General features: G+C 50.5%; 24 protein-coding genes. 8 read left to right on the top strand and 16 right to left on the bottom strand.

Annotated features, from left to right (window positions below; genetic code table 11):
• Positions 1 to 3: 3 nt before the first annotated feature.
• Positions 4 to 2,823 (bottom strand): excinuclease ABC subunit UvrA, encoded by a 2,820-nt coding sequence (gene uvrA / locus HMY34_RS18415; protein ID WP_202716870.1) that lies wholly within the window; start codon positions 2,821 to 2,823, stop codon positions 4 to 6.
• A 145-nt stretch (positions 2,824 to 2,968) separates the two neighbouring features.
• Between uvrA and HMY34_RS18410 the strand changes: the two genes are divergently transcribed.
• Together HMY34_RS18410 and HMY34_RS18405 are read left to right on the top strand one after the other, a co-directional pair.
• On the top strand, positions 2,969 to 3,613 hold the full coding sequence (locus HMY34_RS18410; protein ID WP_202716869.1) for a hypothetical protein: 645 nt from the start codon (positions 2,969 to 2,971) through the stop codon (positions 3,611 to 3,613).
• 82 nt (positions 3,614 to 3,695) lie between these two features.
• Entirely contained in the window at positions 3,696 to 5,342 is a 1,647-nt protein-coding gene (locus tag HMY34_RS18405) for an AAA family ATPase (RefSeq protein WP_202716868.1), read from the top strand.
• Here the strand turns inward: HMY34_RS18405 and HMY34_RS18400 are convergent.
• The 13 genes from HMY34_RS18400 to rpsF all read right to left on the bottom strand — a co-directional run bounded on the left by HMY34_RS18400 (position 5,337) and on the right by rpsF (position 17,124).
• The gene (locus HMY34_RS18400; RefSeq protein WP_374048223.1) at positions 5,337 to 5,690 is read right to left on the bottom strand and encodes a DMT family protein; all 354 of its coding nucleotides are present in this window, start codon (positions 5,688 to 5,690) and stop codon (positions 5,337 to 5,339) included. The two genes, HMY34_RS18405 and HMY34_RS18400, sit on opposite strands and share 6 nt — an antisense overlap.
• Positions 5,691 to 5,760: 70 nt before the next feature.
• Entirely contained in the window at positions 5,761 to 6,921 is a 1,161-nt protein-coding gene (locus HMY34_RS18395; RefSeq protein ID WP_202716867.1) for a mechanosensitive ion channel, read from the bottom strand.
• Between the two features lie 18 nt (positions 6,922 to 6,939).
• Complete coding sequence (locus HMY34_RS18390) at positions 6,940 to 7,725, bottom strand: OmpA family protein (protein WP_202716866.1); 786 nt, start codon at positions 7,723 to 7,725, stop codon at positions 6,940 to 6,942.
• Between the two features lie 264 nt (positions 7,726 to 7,989).
• Positions 7,990 to 8,346, bottom strand: coding sequence for a Spy/CpxP family protein refolding chaperone (locus HMY34_RS18385; protein ID WP_202716865.1), 357 nt, complete (start codon positions 8,344 to 8,346; stop codon positions 7,990 to 7,992).
• 35 nt (positions 8,347 to 8,381) lie between these two features.
• Positions 8,382 to 8,798: a Spy/CpxP family protein refolding chaperone gene (locus HMY34_RS18380; RefSeq protein ID WP_202716864.1), complete on the bottom strand. Its 417-nt coding sequence runs from the start codon at positions 8,796 to 8,798 to the stop codon at positions 8,382 to 8,384.
• A gap of 93 nt (positions 8,799 to 8,891) precedes the next feature.
• Positions 8,892 to 9,596 (bottom strand): response regulator, encoded by a 705-nt coding sequence (locus HMY34_RS18375; protein WP_407701841.1) that lies wholly within the window; start codon positions 9,594 to 9,596, stop codon positions 8,892 to 8,894.
• 11 nt (positions 9,597 to 9,607) lie between these two features.
• Complete coding sequence (locus HMY34_RS18370; protein WP_503663872.1) at positions 9,608 to 11,074, bottom strand: ATP-binding protein; 1,467 nt, start codon at positions 11,072 to 11,074, stop codon at positions 9,608 to 9,610.
• A 70-nt stretch (positions 11,075 to 11,144) separates the two neighbouring features.
• The gene (locus tag HMY34_RS18365; RefSeq protein ID WP_202716862.1) at positions 11,145 to 11,828 is read right to left on the bottom strand and encodes a hypothetical protein; all 684 of its coding nucleotides are present in this window, start codon (positions 11,826 to 11,828) and stop codon (positions 11,145 to 11,147) included.
• A gap of 91 nt (positions 11,829 to 11,919) precedes the next feature.
• The gene (gene alr / locus HMY34_RS18360) at positions 11,920 to 12,993 is read right to left on the bottom strand and encodes an alanine racemase (protein WP_202716861.1); all 1,074 of its coding nucleotides are present in this window, start codon (positions 12,991 to 12,993) and stop codon (positions 11,920 to 11,922) included.
• Positions 12,994 to 13,019: 26 nt separating this feature from the next.
• On the bottom strand, positions 13,020 to 15,893 hold the full coding sequence (gene dnaB, locus HMY34_RS18355; RefSeq protein WP_202716860.1) for a replicative DNA helicase: 2,874 nt from the start codon (positions 15,891 to 15,893) through the stop codon (positions 13,020 to 13,022).
• A gap of 133 nt (positions 15,894 to 16,026) precedes the next feature.
• Complete coding sequence (gene rplI, locus HMY34_RS18350) at positions 16,027 to 16,473, bottom strand: 50S ribosomal protein L9 (RefSeq protein WP_202716859.1); 447 nt, start codon at positions 16,471 to 16,473, stop codon at positions 16,027 to 16,029.
• A 12-nt stretch (positions 16,474 to 16,485) separates the two neighbouring features.
• Positions 16,486 to 16,713: a 30S ribosomal protein S18 gene (gene rpsR / locus HMY34_RS18345; RefSeq protein ID WP_028489389.1), complete on the bottom strand. Its 228-nt coding sequence runs from the start codon at positions 16,711 to 16,713 to the stop codon at positions 16,486 to 16,488.
• Positions 16,714 to 16,737: 24 nt separating this feature from the next.
• Positions 16,738 to 17,124 (bottom strand): 30S ribosomal protein S6, encoded by a 387-nt coding sequence (gene rpsF / locus HMY34_RS18340; protein ID WP_202716858.1) that lies wholly within the window; start codon positions 17,122 to 17,124, stop codon positions 16,738 to 16,740.
• Between the two features lie 251 nt (positions 17,125 to 17,375).
• On the opposite strand from rpsF, the gene HMY34_RS18335 reads away from it, so the two are divergent.
• The 5 genes from HMY34_RS18335 to HMY34_RS18315 all read left to right on the top strand — a co-directional run bounded on the left by HMY34_RS18335 (position 17,376) and on the right by HMY34_RS18315 (position 21,833).
• Complete coding sequence (locus tag HMY34_RS18335; RefSeq protein ID WP_202716857.1) at positions 17,376 to 18,227, top strand: serine/threonine protein kinase; 852 nt, start codon at positions 17,376 to 17,378, stop codon at positions 18,225 to 18,227.
• Positions 18,224 to 18,535, top strand: coding sequence for a hypothetical protein (locus HMY34_RS18330; RefSeq protein ID WP_202716856.1), 312 nt, complete (start codon positions 18,224 to 18,226; stop codon positions 18,533 to 18,535). Before HMY34_RS18335 ends, HMY34_RS18330 begins: the two co-directional genes overlap by 4 nt.
• Positions 18,536 to 18,600: 65 nt before the next feature.
• Positions 18,601 to 19,113: an exosortase H gene (xrtH, locus tag HMY34_RS18325; protein ID WP_202716855.1), complete on the top strand. Its 513-nt coding sequence runs from the start codon at positions 18,601 to 18,603 to the stop codon at positions 19,111 to 19,113.
• Complete coding sequence (locus HMY34_RS18320; RefSeq protein WP_202716854.1) at positions 19,110 to 19,721, top strand: exosortase H-associated membrane protein; 612 nt, start codon at positions 19,110 to 19,112, stop codon at positions 19,719 to 19,721. The genes xrtH and HMY34_RS18320 overlap by 4 nt, the downstream gene beginning before the upstream one ends.
• A 468-nt stretch (positions 19,722 to 20,189) precedes the next feature.
• Entirely contained in the window at positions 20,190 to 21,833 is a 1,644-nt protein-coding gene (locus HMY34_RS18315; protein WP_202716853.1) for a N,N-dimethylformamidase beta subunit family domain-containing protein, read from the top strand.
• 65 nt (positions 21,834 to 21,898) lie between these two features.
• Here the strand turns inward: HMY34_RS18315 and HMY34_RS18310 are convergent, their stop codons facing one another.
• Positions 21,899 to 22,894 (bottom strand): hypothetical protein, encoded by a 996-nt coding sequence (locus tag HMY34_RS18310; RefSeq protein ID WP_202716852.1) that lies wholly within the window; start codon positions 22,892 to 22,894, stop codon positions 21,899 to 21,901.
• Between the two features lie 114 nt (positions 22,895 to 23,008).
• On the opposite strand from HMY34_RS18310, the gene HMY34_RS18305 reads away from it, so the two are divergent.
• The gene (locus tag HMY34_RS18305) at positions 23,009 to 24,160 is read left to right on the top strand and encodes a deoxyguanosinetriphosphate triphosphohydrolase (RefSeq protein WP_202716851.1); all 1,152 of its coding nucleotides are present in this window, start codon (positions 23,009 to 23,011) and stop codon (positions 24,158 to 24,160) included.
• On the opposite strand, the gene HMY34_RS18300 is transcribed toward HMY34_RS18305, so the two are convergent.
• Positions 24,146 to 25,381, bottom strand: a complete 1,236-nt coding sequence (locus HMY34_RS18300; protein ID WP_228287915.1) for a YihY/virulence factor BrkB family protein — start codon at positions 25,379 to 25,381, stop codon at positions 24,146 to 24,148. The two genes, HMY34_RS18305 and HMY34_RS18300, sit on opposite strands and share 15 nt — an antisense overlap.
• Positions 25,382 to 25,412 lie beyond the last annotated feature (31 nt).

Genomic DNA, 25,412 nt, shown 5'->3' with positions numbered 1-25,412 from the left:
GTATCACAACATGCGTTTCAGGAACTCCCCCGTAAACGACCCTTCAGTTTCAGCCACCTGCTCCGGCGTACCAACAGCAATCACATGCCCGCCACGACTCCCGCCTTCCGGCCCCAAATCCACCACCCAATCCGCCGTCTTAATCACATCCAGATTATGCTCGATCACCACCACGGTATTGCCACCGTCACGCAAGCGGTGCAGCACTTGCAGCAACTGGTCAACGTCATGGAAATGCAGCCCCGTGGTCGGTTCATCCAGAATATAAATCGTCTTGCCCGTGCCGCGTTTGGACAGCTCCTTCGCCAACTTCACTCGCTGCGCTTCGCCGCCGGAAAGCGTGGTCGCGTTTTGCCCCAGCGTAATATACGACAGCCCCACGTCCATCAGCGTTTGCAGCTTGGTGTGGATCGACGGCACGGCGGCGAAAAATTCGCAGGCATCTTCCACCGTCATCGCCAGCACTTCGCTGATGTTCTTGCCCTTGTAGCGGATGTCGAGCGTTTCGCGGTTGTAACGCTTGCCATCGCACACTTCGCAGGTCACGTACACGTCCGGCAAAAAGTGCATTTCGACCTTGATCAAACCGTCACCAGAACACGCTTCGCAGCGTCCGCCTTTGACGTTGAACGAAAACCGCCCCGGCAAATAACCGCGTGAACGCGCTTCCTGCGTCGCCGCAAACATATCGCGGATCGCGGTAAACACGCCCGTGTAGGTCGCGGGGTTGGAACGCGGGGTGCGCCCAATCGGGCTTTGGTCGATGTCGATGATTTTGTCGATTTGCTCCACACCCAGCACTTCGCGCACCGGGGCAACTTCCACGCTGCTATCGTGCAGATGCCGCGCCAGAAACGGGTACAGCGTGCGGTTGATCAACGTCGATTTGCCCGACCCCGACACGCCCGTGATGCAGGTCAGCAGCCCCAGCGGAATTTCCAGCGACACGTCATTGAGGTTATTGCCGGTCGCGCCAATCAGTTTGATGGTGCGTTCGGGGTTGAACGGGGTGCGTTGGGCGGGCATGGTGATTTTGCGCCGCCCGGACATGAATTGCCCCGTCACCGAATCCGGCGTGGCAAACACTTCTTCGGGCGTGCCTTGCGCAATAATGTACCCGCCATGCACGCCCGCGCCGGGGCCAATATCCAGCACATGGTCGGCGGAACGGATCGCGTCTTCGTCATGCTCGACCACGATCACGGTATTGCCAAGGTCGCGCAGGCGGAACAGCGTTTTCAGCAAGCGGGCATTGTCGCGCTGGTGCAAGCCGATGGATGGCTCATCCAGCACGTACATCACCCCAACCAGCCCCGCGCCAATCTGCGAGGCGAGGCGGATGCGTTGCGCTTCACCGCCGGAAAGCGTTTCCGCGCTGCGGCTCAGGGTCAAATAATCCAGCCCGACATTGACCAAAAATTCCAGGCGCAAGGCAATTTCGCGCAAAATCTTGTCGGCAATTTGCCCCTGAGTCCCCGGCAAATTCAGGCTGCGGAAAAACGCATGGCTTTCACCAATCGGCAAATGCGTGATCGCAGGCAAATTGCGCCCCGCGATAAACACGTTCCGCGCCTGTTCGTTCAAGCGTGTGCCGCCGCAATCGGGGCAGGCACGGCTGGCAAGGTATTTCGCCAATTCTTCGCGCACCGCACTCGAATCGGTTTCGCGGTAACGGCGTTTGAGGTTGTTCAATACGCCTTCAAAGGTGTGCGAACGGGTGTAAATCTGGCCTTTTTGCCCGACGTAGGTGAATTCCACCTCCTCCAAACCGCTGCCGTGCAAGATCAGTTTGTGGACAGACGCGGGCAATTCGTCCCACGGCTGTTCCACGTCAAAGCTGAAATGTTCGGCAAGCGACGTGAGCATCTGGAAGTAGTAGGCGTTGCGCCGATCCCAGCCGCGCACCGCGCCCCCCGCAAGACTCATCGACGGATTGGCCACCACCCGTTGCGGGTCGAAAAACTGTTCCACGCCCAAGCCGTCGCAGGTCTGGCACGCGCCAGCGGGTGCGTTGAACGAGAACAAGCGCGGTTCGAGTTCGGTCAGCGACCAGCCGCAATGCGGGCAGGCGTAGTTGGCGGAAAAAATCATGTCTTCGCCGTCACCGTCCATCCACGCCACTGTTGCCAGCCCATTGGCGAGTTTCAGCGCAGTTTCAAACGATTCGGCGAGACGCAACTGCATGTCGTCGCGCACTTTGAAACGGTCAATCACCACTTCGATGGTGTGTTTCTTGCGCAATTCCAGCGTCGGCGGCACGTCCAGTTCGTAGACCACGCCATTTACCCGCGCCCGCAAATAGCCTTGCGCCCGCAACGAATCAAACAGTTGCACATGCTCGCCCTTGCGTTCGCGCACCACCGGGGCAAGCAACATCAGCTTGCTGCCTTCGGGCAAACTCAACACCTGATCGACCATCTGGCTGACGGTTTGCACTTGCAAATCAACGTGATGCGTCGGGCAACGCGGCACACCCGCCCGCGCATACAGCAGGCGCAGGTAGTCGTAAATCTCGGTGATCGTGCCGACGGTGGAACGCGGGTTGTGCGAGGTGGTTTTCTGCTCGATGGAAATCGCCGGGGACAGCCCTTCGATGTGGTCGATGTCCGGCTTTTCCATCATCGACAAGAACTGGCGGGCGTAGGCGGACAGCGACTCGACGTAACGCCGCTGCCCTTCCGCAAAGATCGTGTCGAACGCCAGCGACGACTTGCCCGAACCCGACAAGCCCGTGATCACGATCAGCTTGTCACGCGGCAGGTCAAGGTCGATGTTTTTCAGGTTGTGGGTGCGTGCGCCGCGAATGCGGATGAATTTTTCCATGATTGCAAGCTCGTGCCGAACAAAAAGCGAAGTTTAGCAGGTTTTGGCAGAAAGGGAGATTTCCCTACTAACTGAAAAATAGGTTAAAAAACAGCCTTCACATATATCGGTGATAGGCACTTAGGATAACATCGTCAGCAAACGTTTGGCAGAATCCAAGCCCGCGTTTACCAACCACTCTTTGGAAACCACCGCAATGCCACTACCCGCCCCAACCACCAGCATTCCATTCAGCGACCTGACCAGCTTACTCCCGCTGCGTGATCACCGTGCTTACGCCACGCAATTGCAGGCGTTGGCGCAACAATTACCTTACCCCATCAGCCGCTGGCCTGCTTTCGGTGAATACGCCGAGGATTGGTTGTCGGTGGAAATCAGCGAATTTAAGCAGCAGTTGTTTTACTGCGAACGTGGCGGATACACCCTGCAAGCCAGCGGCGAAAACCTGATTGACCTGAGCTATCAGATATTCAGGGCGATCATTCCCGCCATGACCCCAACCGCGCAGCAAACCGCCGCCACCCTTGACCGCATCAAAGACCAACGCCAGTTAATCTGGTTACGGATGAGTTCCGAAATCTACCGGATGTTCCAAATCAACCCACAGTTTGGAATGCGCACCGCCTACGCAAATGTGGCGTGGATGTGCGAAGAGCTGGTACGCGCCGGAACTTTCCCAACGCCCCAAGCAGCATTTAACAACCGGGAAGCCATCTTGCACGGCTTGACCCTGAGCGGTTTGCGGCACGCTTATGCGGTAAATGTGTATGAACAATTGAAAATATTGTAGTGATCGCACGAAACAAGACCGCTAACAACCATGATACAGTTAAGCTAGAATCACAAAACACCCTTCACATGAGAGCCGCGCCGTGCAGATTCGGGAATTACGCCTACAAAACTTCAAACGCTTTACCGACCTGACCATTCGCAACATCCCCAGCGATGCCAAACTGGTGCTGCTGATCGGTGCAAATGGCTGCGGCAAATCCAGCGTGTTTGATGCGTTTAATTGGTTATCTCCCCCCGCGCACGGCTACCAACCGTTGCACCAGCAAGATAACGACCCGTATTTCAGCAAAAATGCCGCTACACCCGCCGTAACCATCACCACGGATACCGCCACCTACGAGCGAAGTGCAGATGCTTTTTCCAAAGACAGTGCCGGAAAGTTCTACGGTCGTAGTAGTTTGCGCATTACCCCACGCATCAAAAAACCGACCGATCAGGAATTGGATGTTGCCGATATTCTCAGAATCAATGCCGATACCCCATCCTATTTCATTGATCAGGATGAACGCTTTGCCGCCGATGTCCACGCTCATGCCGACTTGTTGAACCAAGCCCTGCAACGCCTGTTGGTGGAAGGCAAAGCCAACGAGCAAGAAGTCGCCAAAGTCCGCGACAAATACATATCCAAAGTCAACACTGCCCTGAGCCATATTTTTGGCGAAGACACCGCGACAACACTGCGGTTTGCTGTCTACAAGCAGCCCAATCCACGCACTGCGGTCGAACCCTACTTCAAAAAAGGCAATAGCGAGATTCCCTTCGAGCTACTCAGCCACGGGGAAAAACAGGTGGTGATCATCCTGTTTAACCTGTTGGTGCGGCAAGACTATCTGGCAAACAAGATCATCTACATTGACGAAATGGATGGTCACATGAATACCCGCCTGCAATTTGATCTATTGAGAGAAGTGACCGAAAACTGGATTCCTGCGACTTCACAATTGTGGACAGCCTCCCACGCTTTGGGGTTTATCGACTACGCCCGCCAAGCCCCCCATGCCGCCATTATTGACTTTGATTCGCTGGATTTTGATATTCCCCAAACGCTTACACCAGAACCCAAGGAAAATCTTGATGTACTGGAAATTGCCATCCCTCACGAGTTTCTAGGCAACTTGTTGGCAGAACGTCGCTTCGTGTTCTGCGAAGGCGAAGACACCTCTAAATACAATAGCTTACAGTTGCCGAATGTTCTGTTCGCAAGCAACCGCTACAACAAGTTTCAAGTGTTTGTACGCGCACGGGATACCAAAGCGGAAGGCATTATTGATCGCGATTATCTGACGGATGCGGAAGTGGATGCGTTTGAAAAACTGTTCCCCTTCATCCACATCCTGCGCTATTACAGCATCGAAAATTACCTTTATCACCCTGACAATTTAGCGGAAGTGGATGGTGCAGCCTTTGACAAAACGGCTTACATCAGTCAGTTAACAGCCACCAAAAACCGCATCAAAGAAGACTTGGTATTCGGTATCCAGAAAGCGCGGGAAAGTTACCCGTTCGACAAGGAATTGCAGGGTGACAGGCGCAAGCAGTATCACAACGATGCCCAAGGTATCCGTGAACTGCTCAACAGCGATGACTTTGAAACCTTTTACAAAGTGTTTCCTGCCAAGGATTACGGAAAACAATTGCTACAACGGGCAAATCGCAATCCTTTGGAACTGGCTAGAACTCAATGGTTCAAGGGGCAGATTGCCAAATTACTAGAAAATCCTCTATAGTTTTTCACGAAACATAAAATACACCGCGCCCAACAAACACAAACCTGCCCACAAATAATCCAGCTTCAGCGGCTCTTTCAAATACAATACCGCAAACGGCACAAACACCGTTAACGTGATCACTTCCTGAATAATCTTGAGTTGCCCCACGCTCAAAACGGTATAGCCAATACGATTCGCAGGCACTTGCAATAGGTATTCAAATAGCGCAATTCCCCAACTGAGCAACGCAGCGATCAGCCAAGGTTTGTGATTGAGTTCTTTTAGATGCGCATACCACGCGAAGGTCATGAAAATATTGCTGCACAATAGCAACAGAATACTGATTAAAACAGGGTGCAACGTCATCGTAAATTACCAACAAAAAAAGGGGAGTATAACGCATACTCCCCTTCCACTATTCACACATCAAACGCTGTTATTGGATTTTATCCGCCCAGCTATTTGCAATGCGCTTAGCCGCTTCACGCCCACCTAAGCCAAACGCCAATGCCGCTGCAATCGCCACCGCACCCAGCGTAAAGCCAAATGCCATATTCACGATATTATCCGCCAGCCCCATTGCCCGCAGCCCCATCGCTAACACCAGCCCTAAAATAGCGAAACGCGCAATACTGGCAATTCCCGCACTACCATACTGACTCAATTTATTATAAGCCAAGGTACTCAGGAAATAACCCACCAACAGAATAACGCCGCCTACCAGAATACCACCGCCAAACTCCAGCACTTTGGCAAAGATATTGGAGATAATCTCAATACCCAACGTATTGACTGCCGCCGTTGCTGCCGTCAACATCGCAAAAAACATAATGACATTGCCAATCAATTTAGTCGGGGTAAATGAGTCGCTAAATACACCGGTTAACCCTAACTTTTGCGGCATACCATTGATATTGACACCATCCAACACACTCGTCAGCATCGACACCACAAACTTAGCCACAAAATAGGTGACAGCCAAAATAATGCCTGCGCCAATAATGTTGGGAATCGCCGCCAACAATTTATTCAACATCTCAGACGCAGGTTCTGTAATTGAAGGAATATTCAAAACTCCCAAAGCGCTAACCGCAATCGGAATCAAAATAGCCGCAAAGATGAATGAACTGCCAATTTTAGACAACTTCACACCTTGTGTACCTTGATCGCCCATTTTAAGCGCCAATTGACGGTCAACTTTACCGAGCGCAACACCGGTTAATTCTGAAACGATTTTCGCGATTACCCAACCGGCGTAACCAATCACACCCGCCCCAATAATATTAGGAACTGCTGCGAGGAATTTATTCAACATGGTTTTTAGCGGCGCTAACACATCGGTTAATCCAAAATGTTGTAACACTGCCATCAATACAAAAATGGTTAGCAACGCTTTGATCAAAGAAGCCAGTGGCTTAGCTAAATTAGAACGCTGCAAGAAACCCACTTTACCCAACATACGTCTGATAAAGCCCGCAATAAAGCTGACAATAACCAGCCCCACAATCAGAATGGCCAAACCAATCAAGGCATGACCCAATTTACCAGAGGCTAAGCTCCCTAGCATCGTGGTGAGAGATGATGACATTCCATCCATAGTGATTACTCCTGTCGATTATTTAAGAATTAAAGCATCAATGCGGCGGTTACGCTCACGCGCCGCATCCGTATTGTCAATACTGATCGGCTCTGAACTTCCCATGCCCATAATGCGCAAACGTTTGCGGTCAATACCCGCTTGAACCAACGCAACACCGACTTCATTAGCGCGAATCAGCGATAACTCGGTATTATCTTTAGCAGTGCCAATCTCATCGGTATGCCCGCGAATTAATAATTTGATGCCGGGGTTTGCATGCAACAACGCCACCACTTGCTGAATCTGCGTGCTGGATTGGTTATTCGGCTTACTCGAACCCGAATCAAATTTAATTTCGTCGAAAACAATCGGCTTATTGACTTCGCGCTGAATAATGGCATCGCGAAACGCCAGCCCTGCATTGGCACTCGCAGAACCAACTGGCCCGGCTTCCAATGTGGCTGCTTTAGGCGTGGCAGCAGCAGGTGTTGCCGATATATCAGGCACGGGGGATGGTGTGGTTTGAAGCGGTGCTGGCGCGGTTTTAGCGCTTAGCGTTGCGCTACCATCGTCAGTTTTTTTGGCATCCGGCGCTACGTTTGCGTCATTAACTTCCGCTGTTGCTGTTGCCACAGGTGTTTGTGGTGCTGCCAGCATGACCACTTGCGGCGTTGAAGTATTAGCCGCCATCAAAGCCGCTTCATCACTGTCGCCATGATTCAAAAACCAATAAAGCAAGCCAAACAATAGGATAACTACACCGGCAATCACGTATTCTTGCAGTGGTGTCAGATCATCATTATCTGCGGTACTGTCCAACATATTCACCTTCCCTGTTGACTGTTCTGAAATGTGTTACGCTAATTCTAGTCAACTTTTTCAGATAGACAGATTTTTTTAACTTATTTTAATCAGCAACAGGTGCTTATTAAGGAAATTTTTAGTGAATTAGCTTTATTGAATTTATTTTATAAATCCTTAAAATAAATAAATTTTTTTGGCAACAAAAAAATGGGCAGTCCATAGACTGCCCGAAGCGAGGTGAAATATGACTCAAAATAAGACCAGCGAAAAAATCAAACCAACTTAAAAACCACCCCAATTACCCGCAGCAGGTGCGGCTGGTGCTGGTGCATTGCCTTGAAAACCGCCCATGCGATTGCCTTTGCGTTCGCCGCGTTGCTGTTCCATTTCTTGGAATTTAGCTGCTTGTTCCGGCGTCAACAGTGCCTGAATGCGCTGGTTGGTTTCATCCCGCAATGCCTGCATTCTGGCTTGCTGGTCTTGCATAATGCTATCCACTTGCGCCGCTTGGGTGTCGCTCAGACCGAGGAATGTTTTCATGCGATCCATGCCTTTGCCGCCGCCAAAACCGTAGTCAGCCATTGCAACGGATGTGCCTAACAAGGCAACCAAAGACGTGATGATTAATGCTTTTTTCATGCGTAGTGTTTCCTATTGTCGTTGTATTGAGTTGTTTAGAAAGTGTTGCTTTCAAGACGCTTTTTAACCGCTTCCAAGCGCTCTTGTTGGCGTTTTTGACGTTCCTCTTGCATTTGCTTGAACGTTGTTGCCTGTTCCGGGGTCAGAATTGCCGCAATCTTGGCTTCGTTCTCCGTTTGCAGGGCCTGCATTTGCGTTTGCATTTGGGTGCGCATGGCTTCCATTTTGGCGCGTTGCTCTTGCTTGATGGTGTCAAACTGGGCTTTTTGAGCGTCATCCAACTTCAGCTTTTCAGTGAGCATTTCGCCCATCATCGCGCCGCGCCCGCCGAAGCCGCCATGCCCGCCTTTGCCACCACAAGCGCCTTTACCGCCGCCGAAATCGTGATCCGCAAATGCCACGGAAACGCCCAGTGCGCCAATCAGTGCTGCTGCCATTAATACTTTTTTCATGTTATGTCCCTTTTGTGTGACTTGGTTGATGAGGAACATAGTACGGGTGAATTGCGCACCAAATTTGCTGCAATTGTGCAAACAATGCGGAAGTCATACCTCGAACTTGTAACCCACCGAGTAAACCGAGTGGATGAGTTCTTGATCCGGCAATATTTCTGACAGTTTTTTACGTAACTTTTTGATATGGCTGTCAATCGTGCGATCAGACACAATGCGATTATCGGTATACACCTTATTCATTAGTTGATCACGCCCGAAGATTCTGCCCGGTTGTTGTTGCAAGGTTGCCAGCAATTCAAATTCCACCAGCGTTAAGGTGATTTCCTGTTGCCCTGCCCTGACCAATAAACGGTCGCGATCCAATGCCAGCAAAGCCGTCTTAGGGCTGGAATGGATAGCCATGCTAAGGGTATCGCTGGGCATAATCTGCCCGCGTCGTAGCACTGCTTTGACCCGTGCCACCACTTCACGCGGGCTAAAAGGCTTGCAAATATAGTCATCTGCACCGAGTTCTAAGCCCAATAAACGGTCAATTTCCTCGACCCGTGCCGTTAGCATAATGATCGGCAGCAGCGAAAACTGGCGAATTTCCTTACACACTTCCAAGCCATCCTTGCCGGGTAACATGAGATCCAGCAAAATGAGGCTGGGCGGTGTTTGGCGTACCCAATCCCCCACTCCCAGCCCACTATTAAGCCAATGGGTGCGATAATTGGCATTTTGCAGGTATTTTTGCAGCAAATCGGCAATTTTGGGTTCATCTTCGACAATCAGAATCTGTTCCATCGCTTCCATGCCCTTATCCATTAGCGGTGCAGCGGTAAGTGAACACGAATTTGCAGCCCGCCCAGTGCTGCATGAGCCGCACTAATCGTGCCACCGTGCGCTTCAACGATATTACGGCAAATGCTCAAGCCCAAACCAGCGCCGCCTGTCGCACGGTTGCGCGAACTTTCCACACGGAATAAACGTTCAAACAATTGTGGCAGCGCTTCGTTTGGCACACCCGGCGCGGAATCTTCAAACAAAATATCCATCCATTCTGCCTGCAACTGGCTGCTAATGTGTAATTGCCCCGGCTTATCGGTATAGCGCAGGCTGTTTTCCAACAAATTTTTGAACAATTGTTGCAAACGTTGCGGATCGCCTTGCACCAGTACGGCTTGCTGCGCCAAACCTTGGGTTTGCACCTGTAGCCCCTGTTCTTGCAAAACGGTATGGTGCAAGGTCAGGGTTTCACGCAATAACGCAACAATATCAAGCGTTTCCTTGTGATAACTGAGCGCCCCGCTGTCTGACATCGAAAGGTCATAAAGGTCACTGACCAAGCGCTGTAAATGGCTCACTTCCTGATGCAACGAAGCCAGGGTAGCGGTATCCGGCTGATTAATGCCATCTTGCAGCGCTTCAATTTCGCCGCGCAAAATCGCCAGCGGGGTACGCAATTCATGTGCAATATCGGCAATCCACTGCTTGCGCGAGGTCTCATTTTGCTGCAAACGTTCCGCTAATTGGTTGAAATCGCGGGTCAGCAAGCCCAGCTCATCACGCCCTTGCGGTGTCATGCGCAAACTGTAATTGCCGTCGGTGAGTTGGCGCGTCCCCTTACGCAAAGCTTGAATCGGCTTGCCCAAATGCCGCGCCAATAAAAACGATAGCAGCCCCGCCATGGGCAGTGCGAGTAGCAACACCACCAACCACACCGTGCGTTGCAAACGCTCCGCAAAGTCCACGTCCACTTTTTCGGTTAGACTTTGGCGGCGATGCATTCCCAAATAGCCAATGGTTTTACCCGCTGACTTTAGTTCCAGCAAATTGTCTGGCACACCCAAGCGGCTACTGCCTTTCACCACGGCGCGTTTGGCATCCAATAACACAATGCGCCCGACAAAGCGCTCCATGCGTTGCGCAATGTGCACCCGTGGCGGGGGCATCCTGCCTGATTCATGGTCACGTTCACGCATGGGGGGTGGTAGCGGTTCAGCACCAAACTTGTCGCCATTCACCGGAAAAAAGCTGCTGCGTACCGCTGATAGGAGGATGGATGTCCAGAGCTGGGGATTTTGTTCAAGTTCTTCCCAACTGCCACGGGCTTCGTAGACGTCGACTAAACGGCTTTCCAGTTGCGTTAGCGAACGATTTTCCTGTTCATTGAGATAATCCAGAAAGCTGCGATTAAGCCGGTATTGCAAAATGCCACCCAACCCGCCCGCAATCAGCAGGCAGGCAAGGAAGATAGCCATAAACAGTTTGGTGCGAATACTTAATATCATGATGCAAATAGAGACAACGGCAACTCAAGAATAGTTGCAAGTCTAGCACCATACGTATCAGCGCTGGTTATTATTGGTATTTAATTTCCAGCCAAATATGGCCTTTGCTGCCCGATTTCTTGACTTGCACCACTTCAATTTCACGACCGGGTGCTACATTGCCAAGCGATTTACTTAACTTGCCGCCCCCTTCGCTACGCTTGCCGGGGGGATTTTCACGCACAGTAGCACCCCACGTTAATGCATATTTAGCGCCACTGACGGGCAATTCCGCGCCAATTTTCAAACCTTGTTCCGACCACTTGCCATTGGCAAATTGTCCGGCATAAATCCAGCCCGTAGCAGCGGGTGGCTCAATTATTTTTTCTGATACTTCTGCGGGAGCAGCAGGGGTATTTTCTGGCGTTTCCGGTGGTGTTTCCGTGAGTGCGGCTAATGCTGGAACCGTCACAGCGGTTGTCACCGGTGCCACTTGATCAGCGATAACTGCCACTGTTGGGCTAATCGCAGGAAGAACGGGCGCAGTTACCGGTTCTAACACTGCTGCGGTTACGGCTGGCTCGGAAACCGTGGCTACGCTTGGCGTCTCAGCAATTTTAGCCAAGGTTTCGCTGGTGCTGCTGGCGACAATACTTTGCGAAAACAGGAAAGCCATACCCGCCATCAACAACGTAGTACCAATCACTAGACCAATCAGTTCACGCTTCATTTGTTCGCGGCGACCACTTTTTACGGTGTAGATTGTTGCTGCCATTCCAAGCCCATCCATGATTTGATTAATGTGTTCAAAAAATAGGATAGCAAATTCTTATTTAATTATCAGCAATAAAAAAATATTTATTCAATCAAAGATATTCATGCTTGCAAAGATTACCTGCATTGCACAGGATTTCGTAACTAATCGTCCCAGCGGCGTGCGCAACCCGGTCAACAGACAGGTGTTTTCCCCACAATTCCACCTGATCACCCACCCGTGCTTCAATGGCGGTGAGGTCGATTACGATCATATCCATCGACACCCGCCCTAGCAGACGGGTTTGCTTGCCATTGATCCAGACTGGCGTGCCGGTTGGCGCATGACGCGGGTAGCCGTCTGCATAACCAATCGCCACGATGCCGGTACGGGTGTCTTCTGGGCATACCCAACTTGCCCCGTAGCCAATGCTTTCGCCTTGCGGAATGGTGTGAATCGAAATCAGCGGCGCAACCAAGCTCATTACCGGCTGTAAACCGTCACGCTTGGCATCGCCATTCACAAACGGGGAAGAGCCATACAGCATAATGCCGGGGCGTACCCAATTCACATGGGTTTGCGGCCAGCCCAAAATACTGGCGGAATTGCCGATGCTACGCGGTGCTTGCAAACCAGCCGTGTATTTGGCGAATCGCTCCAGTTGTTGCGGGGTTTTGTCGCTATCCAAGTCGTCGGCACACGCCATGTGTGTCATCAACCACGGGTTGGGCTTGACGTTCGGGTGCTTGCTTAAGCGCTCGAATAAGTGCGGCGCTTGCTCTACCGGAAACCCCAGACGGTGCATCCCGGTATCCAGTTTCAGCGCAACATCCACTTTGACCGAGGCGGGCGCATTATCGAGTAATTCCAGTTGGGAAAGATCGTGCAGCACAACCCGAAACCGATGTTCGGCGGCAGCTTTCATGCCTTGCAAATGATTGAAACCTTGCAACACCAAAATCGGGTGGATAAAGCGGGCTTGGCGCAATTCGGTCGCTTCCGACAAACATGAGACCGCGAAACCGTTAGCATTGCTAAGGGTTTCAGCAGCTTTGAGCATATTATGCCCGTAAGCATTGGCCTTGATCACTGCCATTGCCAAACTATTAGGTGCGGCTTCGCGGCAGCGTGCAAGGTTATGCCGCAGTGCAGCAGTATCAATAATGGCGCGTGCAGATCGTTTCATGCTGGCAGTGTAGCGGTTTGTAACAATTATTCAAATCCTGGGGTATAAATGTCAGGGGTATAATTCTCAAAACGGGTGTATTTACCGAGGAACGTTAAGCGCAAACTGCCAATCGGCCCGTTACGCTGCTTGGCAATGATGATTTCTGCCGTGCCTTTGTCGGGGGATTCGGGGTTGTAGACTTCATCGCGATAGATAAAAATAATTAGATCAGCATCCTGTTCTATAGCGCCAGATTCACGTAAATCCGACATCACTGGGCGTTTATTGGGGCGTTGTTCCAAACTGCGATTAAGCTGTGACAATGCAATCACGGGAACGGCGAGTTCTTTTGCCAGCGACTTCAAACCGCGTGAGATTTCGGAAATTTCCGCCGTGCGGTTGTCGGTGCTCGTGCCGGTTTGCATCAGTTGCAGGTAGTCCAGCACAATCAAGCCGAGTTGCCCGTGTTCACGCATTAAGCGGCGGGCGCGGGCGCGAACTTCGGTTGGGGAAAGTGCGGGGCTGTCGTCGATGAACATGGGAACATCGGCAAAAATTTTCACCGCCGTGGCAATGCGCGGCCAATCTTCGTCGGTGAGTTTTCCCGTCCGAATGCGGTGTTGGTCAACCCGTCCCATCGAAGACAGCAAACGCAAAGTGAGCTGTTCGGCGGGCATTTCCATGCTGAATACGGCAGTCGGGAGTTTTTTGTGCGCAGCGGCGTATTCGGCGATGTTCATCGAAAAAGTGGTGTTATGTACCAACACATCATCCGCAACAAAATTGTGCGTATCCGGTACGCTCAAGTCATAGACTTGCTGTTCACCCAAATAATCAATGGATTCAATTTCATCCCAATAAAGATCACTGTGCGCAAGCGTAGCAAGTGTCTCGGATGATAACGCGGCTGCCATTTCTGCCAATAACTCACGACCTATGCCGCGCTTACCCACATGGAAATTATGTCCGGGTTTACGCCCCATCCGATGCGCTAATTCCGCCCAGGTCAAATCGCTTTTGCAATCTGCAACAATTGCCCATGTTTCGCTTGGCAAGGTATCTAAAATGACTTTGGGTGTTTTTTCTTGGCTGACCGTCAAGGCTTTTTGCACGGCTTCTTCTTTACCGTACACGCCAATTTCTTCTAAAAATTGGCGAACGTGTTGCTGATGTGTAATACGCAATTCATAAGCGGCACGATACTCGCCCTGATACCGCACTTGCCGATGGCGTAATTTCGCAAGAATGCCAAAACGTACCAATAAATGCTGCATATCCCGCGCTAATGCATAGCTAACCGTGCTATAGGAAATACCCGCTTGAACACCGTTTTGGACGTAAACACTGCCATCACACGCAAACGCCCGGTTCAAAAAAACCGCCATCAATGCACGCGGCAATTCATATACAGGCGCCGGTATACGCTTTTCATAAGCATTTTTGCCCATCAAATCCAACGTTTGTAACCATTCCGTCACCGGATTTGGCGCAGAACGGGTAGTGGCAGCACTGCCATGTGGCATCAAGGCAGAGGGTTCTAGCTGAAGTTGCCGACACAAAATACCGAACATATCCCCAGCAGGAACTGCTTTCCCTACTGACCAATAATGTACCGTTGCCACGGCAACGCCTAATTGCCGCGCTAATGCATTCAAACTTAGGGAAAGTTCTTGCAAGCGGTATTTAAAACGTGCGGCAAAATCTTGCCTTGCTTTGTGCTGAAATACGGTATCGGTTGCAACACGGATACTGGGGGTGCGTTGCCCCTTACTGTCTTCCAAGCGCCATTGCACACCCGGAAAATCGTCGAGTGCGGCAATAAAATCTTGGCGAATTCGAGGGTTAATATTGGTGAATTGCGGGCAACTTTGCGTCAAGCCACCATCAGTTAAAAAATAAGCAATGAGTTTAGTGCGCTGTTCTGACAGCGTGCCTTTGCCAAAAAACGGCAAAATACGGGGTACTGCAATGCGTTTACCGATCTGAATATCCGCTAATGGCTTCCAACCTTCAATCGTGAGAAAAGGATGCGTCAGCGTGGTGGTGATTTCACGCCCAAGCGCCGTGCGTACCCGGAAAACGGGTTTGATACCATCATCAACATATTGCGACGGTTGCGCGACTTGCAAACGCATCTGTGCGTTTAGCGTAGCCAATGAACCTTGTTGTCGGGCAACCAAATCGTCAATAACTTCCAAACGCCCCGTGAGCGGATCCAGTACGCGGCTGCCAGTAACAATGCATTTGCCCATGGATGGCCTGCCCGCCACGATGATCAAATCCCCTTTCTGCAAACCTGAGGTCATTTCGTCCAATTGGCTGTAGCCGGTGGAAACGCCGGTAATATTGGTATCGAGTTTGCTTAATTCCTCGATATGCGCCAAGGTAACTTTCAGCAGACTTTTCAGCGGTTTGAATACTTGGCCTTGCCGTGTGCCTTGCTCTGCGATCTTGAAAACCTTTTGTTCGGCTTCATCCAGCAATTCTTTGCTGGGGCGACCTTGGGCAGTGAAGGCGGAATCGGCGATGCCTGTCCCCACACTGATCAATTGGCGCAGCACCGATTTTTCACGCACGATGTCAGCATACGCACGGATATTGGCGGCACTGGGCGTGTCTTTCGCCATTGTCGCCAAATAAGCAAAGCCACCGGCATTTTCCAGTTCATTACGCTGCTTGAGCCATTCGGACACCGTGACCAAATCCAGCGGTTTGCTGTCTTCGACCAAATCGGCGATAGCGCGGAAAATCAGGCGATGGTCTTGCCTATAGAAATCGCTTTCGATTATTTTATCCGCAATGGTATCCCACGCGGTACTGTCATTAGCTAAGCCACTCAACAACAAGCCGCCCAGAACAGATTGTTCGGCTTCGATGGAGTGGGGGGGGATTTTGAGGGATTCGTATGAGTCTGCCATGGGTGCAGTTTAACGAAAATTAGCGGCAAGCGTTAGGGATAGAACGGTGGGAAAGCTGTGGATAAATGAAAATGCCCCGTCACGCATTCAAACATGACGGGGCATTGATCATCGGGTGTGATGAATGCAGGTATTATTCTGCTTCAACCACAACCTTGATGGTGGTATCGACTTCAGCGTGCAAATGCACGCCCACGTCAAATTCACCCAGATGACGAATCGCGCCATCCGGCATACGAATTTCACGGCGTTCGATTTGGATACCAGCGGCTTGAATGGCTTCGGCAATTTCGATATTGGAAACCGAACCGAACAATTTGCCTTCGTTACCTGCTTTGCCTTTGATGGTCAACACCATCTCAGCCAGTTGATCACGACGCGCTTGTGCGGCTGCCAGAATCGCTTCGGCTTCGGCTTCTAATTCAGCGCGACGGACTTCAAAAGCGGCCATATTGGCTTTGGTCGCCATTTGCGCTTTGCCTTGCGGAATCAGGAAGTTGCGGGCATAACCAGGACGCACGGATACAACGCTACCCAATGTGCCGAGGTTTTCCACTTTTTTCAAAAGAATGATTTGCATCGTACTCACCTTTTACTTGTGCTGATCAGTGTATGGCAGCAACGCGAGGAAACGCGCACGCTTGATAGCGGTTGCCAGTTGACGCTGATAAATCGCTTTAGTACCTGTAATGCGGCTAGGTACGATTTTACCGGTCTCGGTAATAAAGCTTTTCAGGATGTCGAGATCTTTGTAATCAATCTCGGTGATCTTTTCAGCCGTGAAACGGCAGTATTTTTTGCGGCGGAATTGACGTGACATAAACTATCTCCAGATCAACCGTAATTATTCGTCGTCAGATGAATCATCATCGGACAGTACTTCTTCACGCATACGTCTAGTAGGCTTGCCTTCCGCGTCTTTTCTCAACGGGGATGGTTCAGTGATAGCCTTGTCGGTGCGCATGGTGACATTACGGATAACCGCGTCATTGAAGCGGAAAATGCTTTCCAGTTCAGCCAGTGTTTCCGCGCCGCATTCGATATTCATCAGCACATAATGTGCTTTATGCAGCTTGTTGATCGGGTAAGCCAATTGGCGACGGCCCCAATCTTCTAAACGGTGGATTGCGCCACCGCTTTCCTGCACCATACTACGGTAGCGTTCTACCATCGCAGGTACTTGTTCACTCTGATCCGGGTGGACCAGAAAGACAATTTCATAATGTCTCATGACAGTTTCCTTTCGGGTTAAAAGCCTCCCATGAATGGTGAGGCAAGGATCTTGGGCAGATGCCCATAGAAAAGCGCGGAATTATGGGTGACTCAGGCCAGTTTGTCAATTCGGATTGCACTGAATTTCCCCGTTAACATTAGGTAAGACGACACACCCGTGACGAATGTCCTACACTAGTTGTAGAGGCCGATCATAACACCAACACCTTGCAAGCGAGGGCTAATGAGCAACCACACAGGAACAGCGGCGTGAAACACCCTTTATTGGCGCAGTATCCGCTGGCATTACCGGGCTATCAATACGTCAACACGCTGCATGAAAGCGACAATGCCGTCATTTTGCTGGCCCATCATTCCAATGGCTTGCCGGTGGTGATCAAGCGCTTCAAATTTGATGCCAGTCACTTATCACACGAGTTAGTTGACGAATTCATTTTAGAAAGCAAAGCTTTAGGTTTACTTGCCCACCCTGGGCTAGTGCGACCATTGGATGCAGGAATAGCGTCTGGCGCTCTTTACATGATCATGGAATACGTGCAGGGCGTCACGTTGCGACGGCACTTGGCTACATCGGGTACTCCACCGTTAGCGCAAGCCTTGCAATGGTTTGAGGAAATCACGCTTGCCTTGGGAGTGATTCACGGCATTGGATTGCTGCATCAAGACCTTAAAACCTCCAATATCATTGTGCGCAATGATCAATCCTTAGCTTTGCTGGATTTTGGGTTGGAAACCCGTTTGCTGGTTGCCAGCGGGTTTTTGCGTGAAGATGAAATCTATTGCACACCCTATTATATAAGCCCTGAACGCATTATCGGCGACCCGCCAGACGAACGTACCGATTTATATGCCCTAGGGGTAATACTGTATGAGTTACTGGTTGGTCACAAACCCTATGAGTCCAATACATTGGCTGAACTCTTGAAAAAACATGCACTTGCCCCCATACCACGCTTGCCTGACAACCTATCTACTTATCAGCCATTATTGAATGGCTTATTGGCTAAGTTCCCTGAAAACAGGCTACAGTCAGCCGACGGGGTGGTACGATTGTTGCAGGATGTATCTCAAAGGGTTAACTCAGGGAGTTCCAGATCATGAAAAAGCAAGCGAAATGTGTGAATGCACAAGCCGTAGAATGCCAACAATCCATCGTATTTTATTTCATGCGCATTGCCCGATGGGTGGCTTTATTGTTGCTGGTGGGCATTGGCAGCATGGGAGCCATACTCCAGTTTGAACGCCATCAAGACATCAACTGGATGTTTGTTGCCGTTTGCACGCTGTGTGGCATCATTTTATTTTGGATCGGGCATTGCATTATGAAAAGTGAATGCGCGACCCGCCGCCGCTGCGGTACGTGCAACAAGACACCCAGCGTTGGCGACATCACCATACGGCAGATTTAAACGCTACCTTTCCATCAACACATCAGTTAAAATAATAGCGTTATAAAAATAAAAGAAAGTGGGCTATGGTACGTTTCCTTCTGTTGTTTCTATTGGTGCAAGGCGTTTTGTTTGGGGTAGAAATGCTTCAACCCGTGCAAACCGCCGTTATCCTGCCTTGGACAAGCGTGTTAGCCGACGTGAGCGGTTGGTTAATGACCGCGTTCGACCCTAATGTAGCTACCGCCGGTAAAGTCGTGCGCAGTACGGTGAATGGCTTTGCGGTGTCGATTGAGCCGGGGTGCAATGGGGTTGAGGCAATGATTGTATTGCTGGCGGCGATTATGGCGTTCCCTGCCCCCTTCCTGTACAAGCTGACGGGGTTATTGTGGGGCTTTATTGCCATCCAAGGCATGAATCTGTTGCGAATCATTAGTTTATTTTACCTTGGACAATGGAGCCAAGCGTTATTCGACTGGGCACATCTATACATTTGGCAAGCCTTAATTATGCTGGATGCCCTTATCGTCTTCTTGGTGTGGATTCGTTATTTACCGGGGCAACAGCGCCAAACAAAATCAGCCGAGGCAGTAGCATGACACACAAGCCCCTGCACCGCTTTATGTTGGGCGTACTGATTTTTTTTCCACTCACGTTTTTCCTGTGGTATGTCAGCGCCACTTATCATCTTGCCCCTATCACGTTGATAACCGGCAAACTCGTGAGCATCGTTGTGCCTGACGCACTCATGTGGCTACGTTTAGACGGACACATGCTAGTGTTGGCCTCTAATTTTGGACACGATAGCACTGGGATGATCGTCTCGCCACCGGTGGGTGATGACGTGCTAGGGTTTCACTTGAACCCATTGATTTACAGCTACAGCTTACCATTGCTGGCGGCGTTAATGCTCGCTACCCCAAGCGCACGCAAATGGTCGAATCTGCTGTGGGGCATCGTCTTGATTCTACCGACTGAAATATTCAGCATGACATTCAGTGTCCTGAAAACCTTGACCTTTGACGTTGGGGCGGCATTTCAAGCACAGCAAAGCATTTCCCCCACTGAAGCAGATTTCATTGCGCTAGGGTATCAGGTCGGCACGTTGTTGTTGCCAATGATTGCACCATTAATTATCTGGGTTGCACTGAATCGGGACTTTCTGCTGCACCTTGCACCACAATGGGAACAATCGTTTACCCGCTAACAACACCGTTTGTCGGAAAATATTACAAATATTGGATTTACAAGGGAAAACCCCAGTGTTCACGATCATTCGCAAGCTTGAGGATCGTTATAAAATAGCGTCTACTTCGCAACCGACAAACACTCAGACAAAATGGACGATAACAATGGAACGCTCACTTAAAAATTTATACGTCGCCATGGCTATCATGGCACTGATGATAGTGCTGAATGTCATTCTTACTGTGAATGACTTATCCCCATTCGCATTATAAAGACACTCTGCACATCGTGAAATCATTTCACTTTATCGGTTTATGAATGCTTCTTCATGAAGCTATGTAGTCTAATCTTGGTATTCTCATTCGCTCATAAATAAAAACAATGATGTAAATTAATGCAAATCTATGGATTTGGATTAAAATAACTATACTTATAACCCCAATGAACAAAGGATTGACTTATGGGAAGCGATCCTGGAGAAGATTATATGGCTACTATATTACCCAATCACCTTCATACCGCAACTGGCAAATTATCGACAGGGCTGATTGGCACGGTGGGCTTGCTTGGTCTGACACTGTTTTCACCAAGTGCGTTTGCTGTTTCCTGTGACTTTAGAAATGGCGACGTATTCACGGAAATTTGTGGCTATATTGAAGCGGGTACGGTACAAACCGGTGGGCAAATGCGCGTCCATGTCGCCAGCACCCTACCTAATTTTGCCATACACATGCAACGTGCAGGCAACAAAGATCCTAACGCCGTCACGAGCGCTTCTTTCAGTGGCGCAGGTAACTATACCCCTAGTGCTAACAGCTACAATGATTTGAACTGGGGTTCTGCCTATAACGTTGGCATCCCCTCGCATTTGACGAGTGGTATTTACGAACTTAATTTCAAGAATGATCTTGGCAATTATTCTGAATTCGTTGCGATCAAGTCGGCACAACCGGGCAGCCATTCCAAAGTGTTGGTGCTGGACAGTTTACCCACGAAAATTGCCTACTCCCCCATTGGCGGTAAGTCCATGTATGGCTTCAACTCCATCAATGGCGCATCACCCGAAGTTTCAATGGAACGCCCGACTGGGCGCGGACAGTGGACAGAACACCGTGAATTTGTCAAATGGCTTGACCAGCAAGGTGTTAGCTACGAAGCCGCGTCGATGATGGATCTGCACCGTGACCCCGCATTACTGAGCCATTACAACTTAGTCATACTCGTTGGGCATAATGAGTACTGGTCAAAAGAAATGCGCGATAACTGGGATAACTACCTCGCGGCGGGTGGTAATGCAGCTATTTTTAGTGGCAATACCATGTGGTGGCAAGTGCGTTTCAGTGCCGACAATAAGCACATGATCTGTTACAAAAATGCCAACAATGATCCGTTGAAAAGTGATAATAGTCGCGTTACCACCAACTGGTTCACCTCCCCGGTTAACAGACCAGAGAATCTCTCCACCGGGGTTAGTTTCCGACACGGTGGCTATGCGAATTACACCGAAGGCGCAAACCGTCATTATCTTAACGAAGGCTTTACCGTAACCGATGCTTCTCATTGGGCATTTGAGGGTACTGGGTTAAGCAATCAAGGTGTCTTTGGGCATAAAACGGTTGGTTATGAAGTTGATGGCGCATTGTTCAAAATGGTGAATGGCAAACCTGTCGTCACTGGCGAAGATGGCACACCCACTAACTTTCAAATTTTAGCGACAACCCCGGCATACGCGATCAACTCTCCTTCGTTGACACCCGGTATCGTGCCTAATAATCACAACGGGCAAGGCTGGGGAACCCTTGGGGTATTTAAACCCACCGCCACTAGCGGCACGGTCTTTGTTGCGCCCACCATATCGTGGGGCGAAGGCTTAAATGACCCACAAGTAGCACGCATCACTCGCAATGTCATTGAGCGCCTGAAACACCGCACTCAACAAGCACCGAGTACAAGCGGCAATACCGACACATCGACTAATACCGGCAGCAGCAATACTGACACGACCAACAATACATCGAGCGAACCTCAAGTAGCCGCATCAACCAACGCTGGTGGTGGCGGTAGCCTGCCACTAAGCGCACTCTTGTTAGGTTTACTGGCAATCTTCGGCTTAAAAGCACGCAAGCCATAACAGAAAAAACCGCAATTGCTCACTCTTCAGCAGTTGCGGTTTACCCACTTTCAGCGGTCGGAATCTTATTCGTCTTGATTCGATTGTGGCGGCTGGGCGTGGGAATCTTTATCTTTTTTCCACGACTCCAGACTGATTACCTTGTCTGGCGTGTCACTGTGCTTACCTGCCACATGCGCATGACCCAACAACACCGAAGGATTTCCCGCCAAAAATTCGCGCATCAAGCGTAATTTTAAGCTGTTAGGAAATTTGCTTTGGCTCTGATCATTTTCCAACGCCTCAGCTTCTTCTTCGGTTAGGGAATTAACCAGCTTTTCCCAGCGTTCATTCAGCGCCTGCTCAATACTGGCGCTGTCCGCTTCCAATTTCGCCAACACATCCGCTGGCAATGAATTCAAATATTCATCAATGTTGCCCAAAATCTTCCCAAAGCGCATTTCCAATAGAGCGCGAAGCACTTCATCCGTCCACTGCTCTTCTGCATATTTTGCAAAGCTATCGGTTTCACTGATCAATAAGCCATCGGCACTTACCGAACCTTGCTCTTCGCCGTAACGCCGCCACAAAATGTGTAACTGCGGTAAAAATTGCTCAAGTCGCAAATATTCATCCGTCGATTTGGGCTGAAATGTTACCGGCCTGAATTGCGGGTAAAGCTGGCAAAATTGATACAGCGCACTCACGTATTGAAACGGGTCAAAAGTCAGCGTAATGACATTTTCATCAAAATCTTCCAGCGGCTCGTCATCCTCATCATCTGCCAATTCAACGTCAAGAAACGGCTCATAATGCTCATACACAACGTCCCAGAGGATTTTATCATCGCGATGGCGCACGAAAATGGCGGATTCGACCTGAAATTCCGGTAAATCGGGGGTGGTATTCACGATCCAATAATCACCGGTTGCCTGAGCACTGCGCACCAGCGCACGAAAATCCAGCAATCCAAACGGGATTTCCATAATGCGATCCGGGTGGCTATACCCTTCGAGAACAACCAATTGCACCGATGGTGAACCGCCTTCCAGCGTGACGACAAATGACAGACTCTCTTCCATAATTCCAACTTAAGCGACTAACCACACCATATTACCACGAACGCTCACTATTCCCAGCAAACCTTAAGCGCCCTACACTAAGGCATTTCACCCACAGCCATGCCGGAGTTTGAAATGCCAACCACCGCCCTTTATGCCGCTCAACCGGAATACACCCAAGGGCGGCGTTATCCCGAAGCGCCGCCGCAATACCGTACCGAATTCCAGCGCGACCGCGACCGCATTATTCACTCCAAAGCGTTCCGACGGCTGGAATACAAAACCCAAGTATTCGTCAATCACGAAGGCGATTTATACCGCACTCGCCTAACCCATTCATTGGAAGTGGCGCAAATTGCGCGTTCAGTCGCTCGCAGCATGGGCTTGAATGAAGACCTCACCGAAGCGATTGCGCTCGCCCACGACTTAGGCCACACCCCGTTCGGACACGCCGGGCAAGACGAACTCAATGCCTGCATGAAAGATTTCGGCGGGTTTGAACACAACTTGCAATCGCTGCGAGTGGTGGACGTGCTGGAAGACAGCTACGCCGACTTTCCCGGCATCAACCTCACCTTTGAGACCCGTGAAGGCATTCTCAAACACTGCGCCCTCAAACACGCTCAAACGTTGGGCGATGTCGGGCAACGCTTTCTCAATAAAACCCAACCCACGCTGGAAGCCCAACTCACCAATCTGGCGGATGAAATCGCCTACAACAACCACGACATTGAAGATGGCTTACGCTCCGGCTTAATCAGCTTGGAACAATTGCAGCAAGTGCCAGTATTTGCGCAAGAATACCAAGCCGTATTGCAACAATACCCCGCACTGCAAGGCCGACGCCTGATCCGCGAAACCTTGCGGCGCATGATCGGGCGTATGGTGGTGGATTTAATCGAAAGCAGCCAAGCCGCCATCCAAGCCTCCGGGGTACAAACCTTGGCAGAAGTTCGCGCCCAACCGCTTGCATTAATGCGCTACGGCGATGACATGCGCCAGCAAAAAAACGGGCTGAAAAAATTCCTGCGCGACAACCTGTATTTTCACCCCACGGTATACCGCATGACTTGGCGAGCACGCCAAGTAGTACGGGCATTATTTGACGCATATTTGCAAGACACCCGCTTGCTGACGCCAAAATACCAAGCGTTTGCGAAACGTTACGAAGCAGAAGATGGCGATGCCGGGCGTGCACGCGCCATTGCTGATTTTATTGCGGGGATGACCGACCGCTACGCCATGCGCGAATACGGGCAATTATTTGACTTGTCAGGGTTGCGTTGAGGCCGGTGCTGCTAACAATTGTTGCAGTGTCAGGTGCGGATTATTATCCAGCGCGATCAATTGCGCCTCACTAAACCCCGTCTGCTGCTGGATTTGCGTGGCTTGCCGTTGTTGCTGCTTGCTCCCTTGCCAAAAACAGCGGCGAATATCCGCCACCGTGAGCGTTTCCGGGCTGATGCGTAACAAATAATGCGTCGGGTCATCATCATCGCGGCTGAGAAGGCCGTAATTGACCAAATCGTCCAACGATTCTTCCAACAGCAAACGGGATACCGGAATCGCATGGCTCAGCGCATCCAATGACGGCGGTGCTTGTTTGCTGATGAAGCGTTGCCCGACTTCGCGCAATACCGCTGCGGCCAACAATTCGCGGGTTTGCGCACTGGTTTCAGTGGGTTGCTGGGGCAAATACACCGCATCCGGGTGCTGAAAATAATACGCCAGCCGCGCTCCGGTCAGCACAATAATCCAGCCCACATACAGCCATAACATGAATAAAAACAAGCTGGCGAAAATCGAATAAATCGCGGTTTGCTGCCCCGAACTCACCACAAATGCCGCAAACAACCACCCCGCCACTTGCCACACAATGCCCGCCATCAATGCGCCGCCGAATGCCGCCAAGGGCTTGACTCGCGTATTCGGCATAAACAGGTAAATAAACATAAAGGCCAAAACAATCAACAGAGTGGGACTCAATTGCACCAATACCGCCAAGCCCGTTTCCAACACCGCCGACGAATGCAACCACGCGGAATTCGCCAACGCCGTCCATAACCCTAACGCCGAAAAGATCAACACCGGCCCCACCAGCACCACACTCAGGTAATCCCGAAATTGCAATAATATCGAACGTTGACGCTTCACCCGCCAGACGTGATTAAACGCTTCTTCCACCTTTTGCATCAGCGATACCACGGTGTAGAACAAAATAGCCAAGCCCGCGACACCCAACACCCCCACCTGCACATTATCGACGAAACCCAATACCTGACGGGTCAATTCCTCCGCTTTATCCCCCATCGGCTCTAACAGTGCCAACAACAACGGCTCCATCTGGTTATGCACCCCGAAACCTTTGAGCACTGAAAAACTCAGCGCCAGCAACGGCACTAACGACAGCAAAGTGGTGTAGACCAAGCCCATCGCCCGCAGCGTAATGCTCCCCTGATGCATATCATGAAACAGCGCAATGGCGAGTGCTCGGGTAAAAATCAGCAATTTCTTGATCATTCCGGTGGTATATCAGTAG

The organism is Thiothrix subterranea (genome assembly GCF_016772315.1).
GTDB classification, from domain to species: domain Bacteria; phylum Pseudomonadota; class Gammaproteobacteria; order Thiotrichales; family Thiotrichaceae; genus Thiothrix; species Thiothrix subterranea.
The sequence above is the reverse complement of the archived record's forward strand: the minus strand, read 5'-3'. Positions and strand labels throughout refer to the sequence as shown.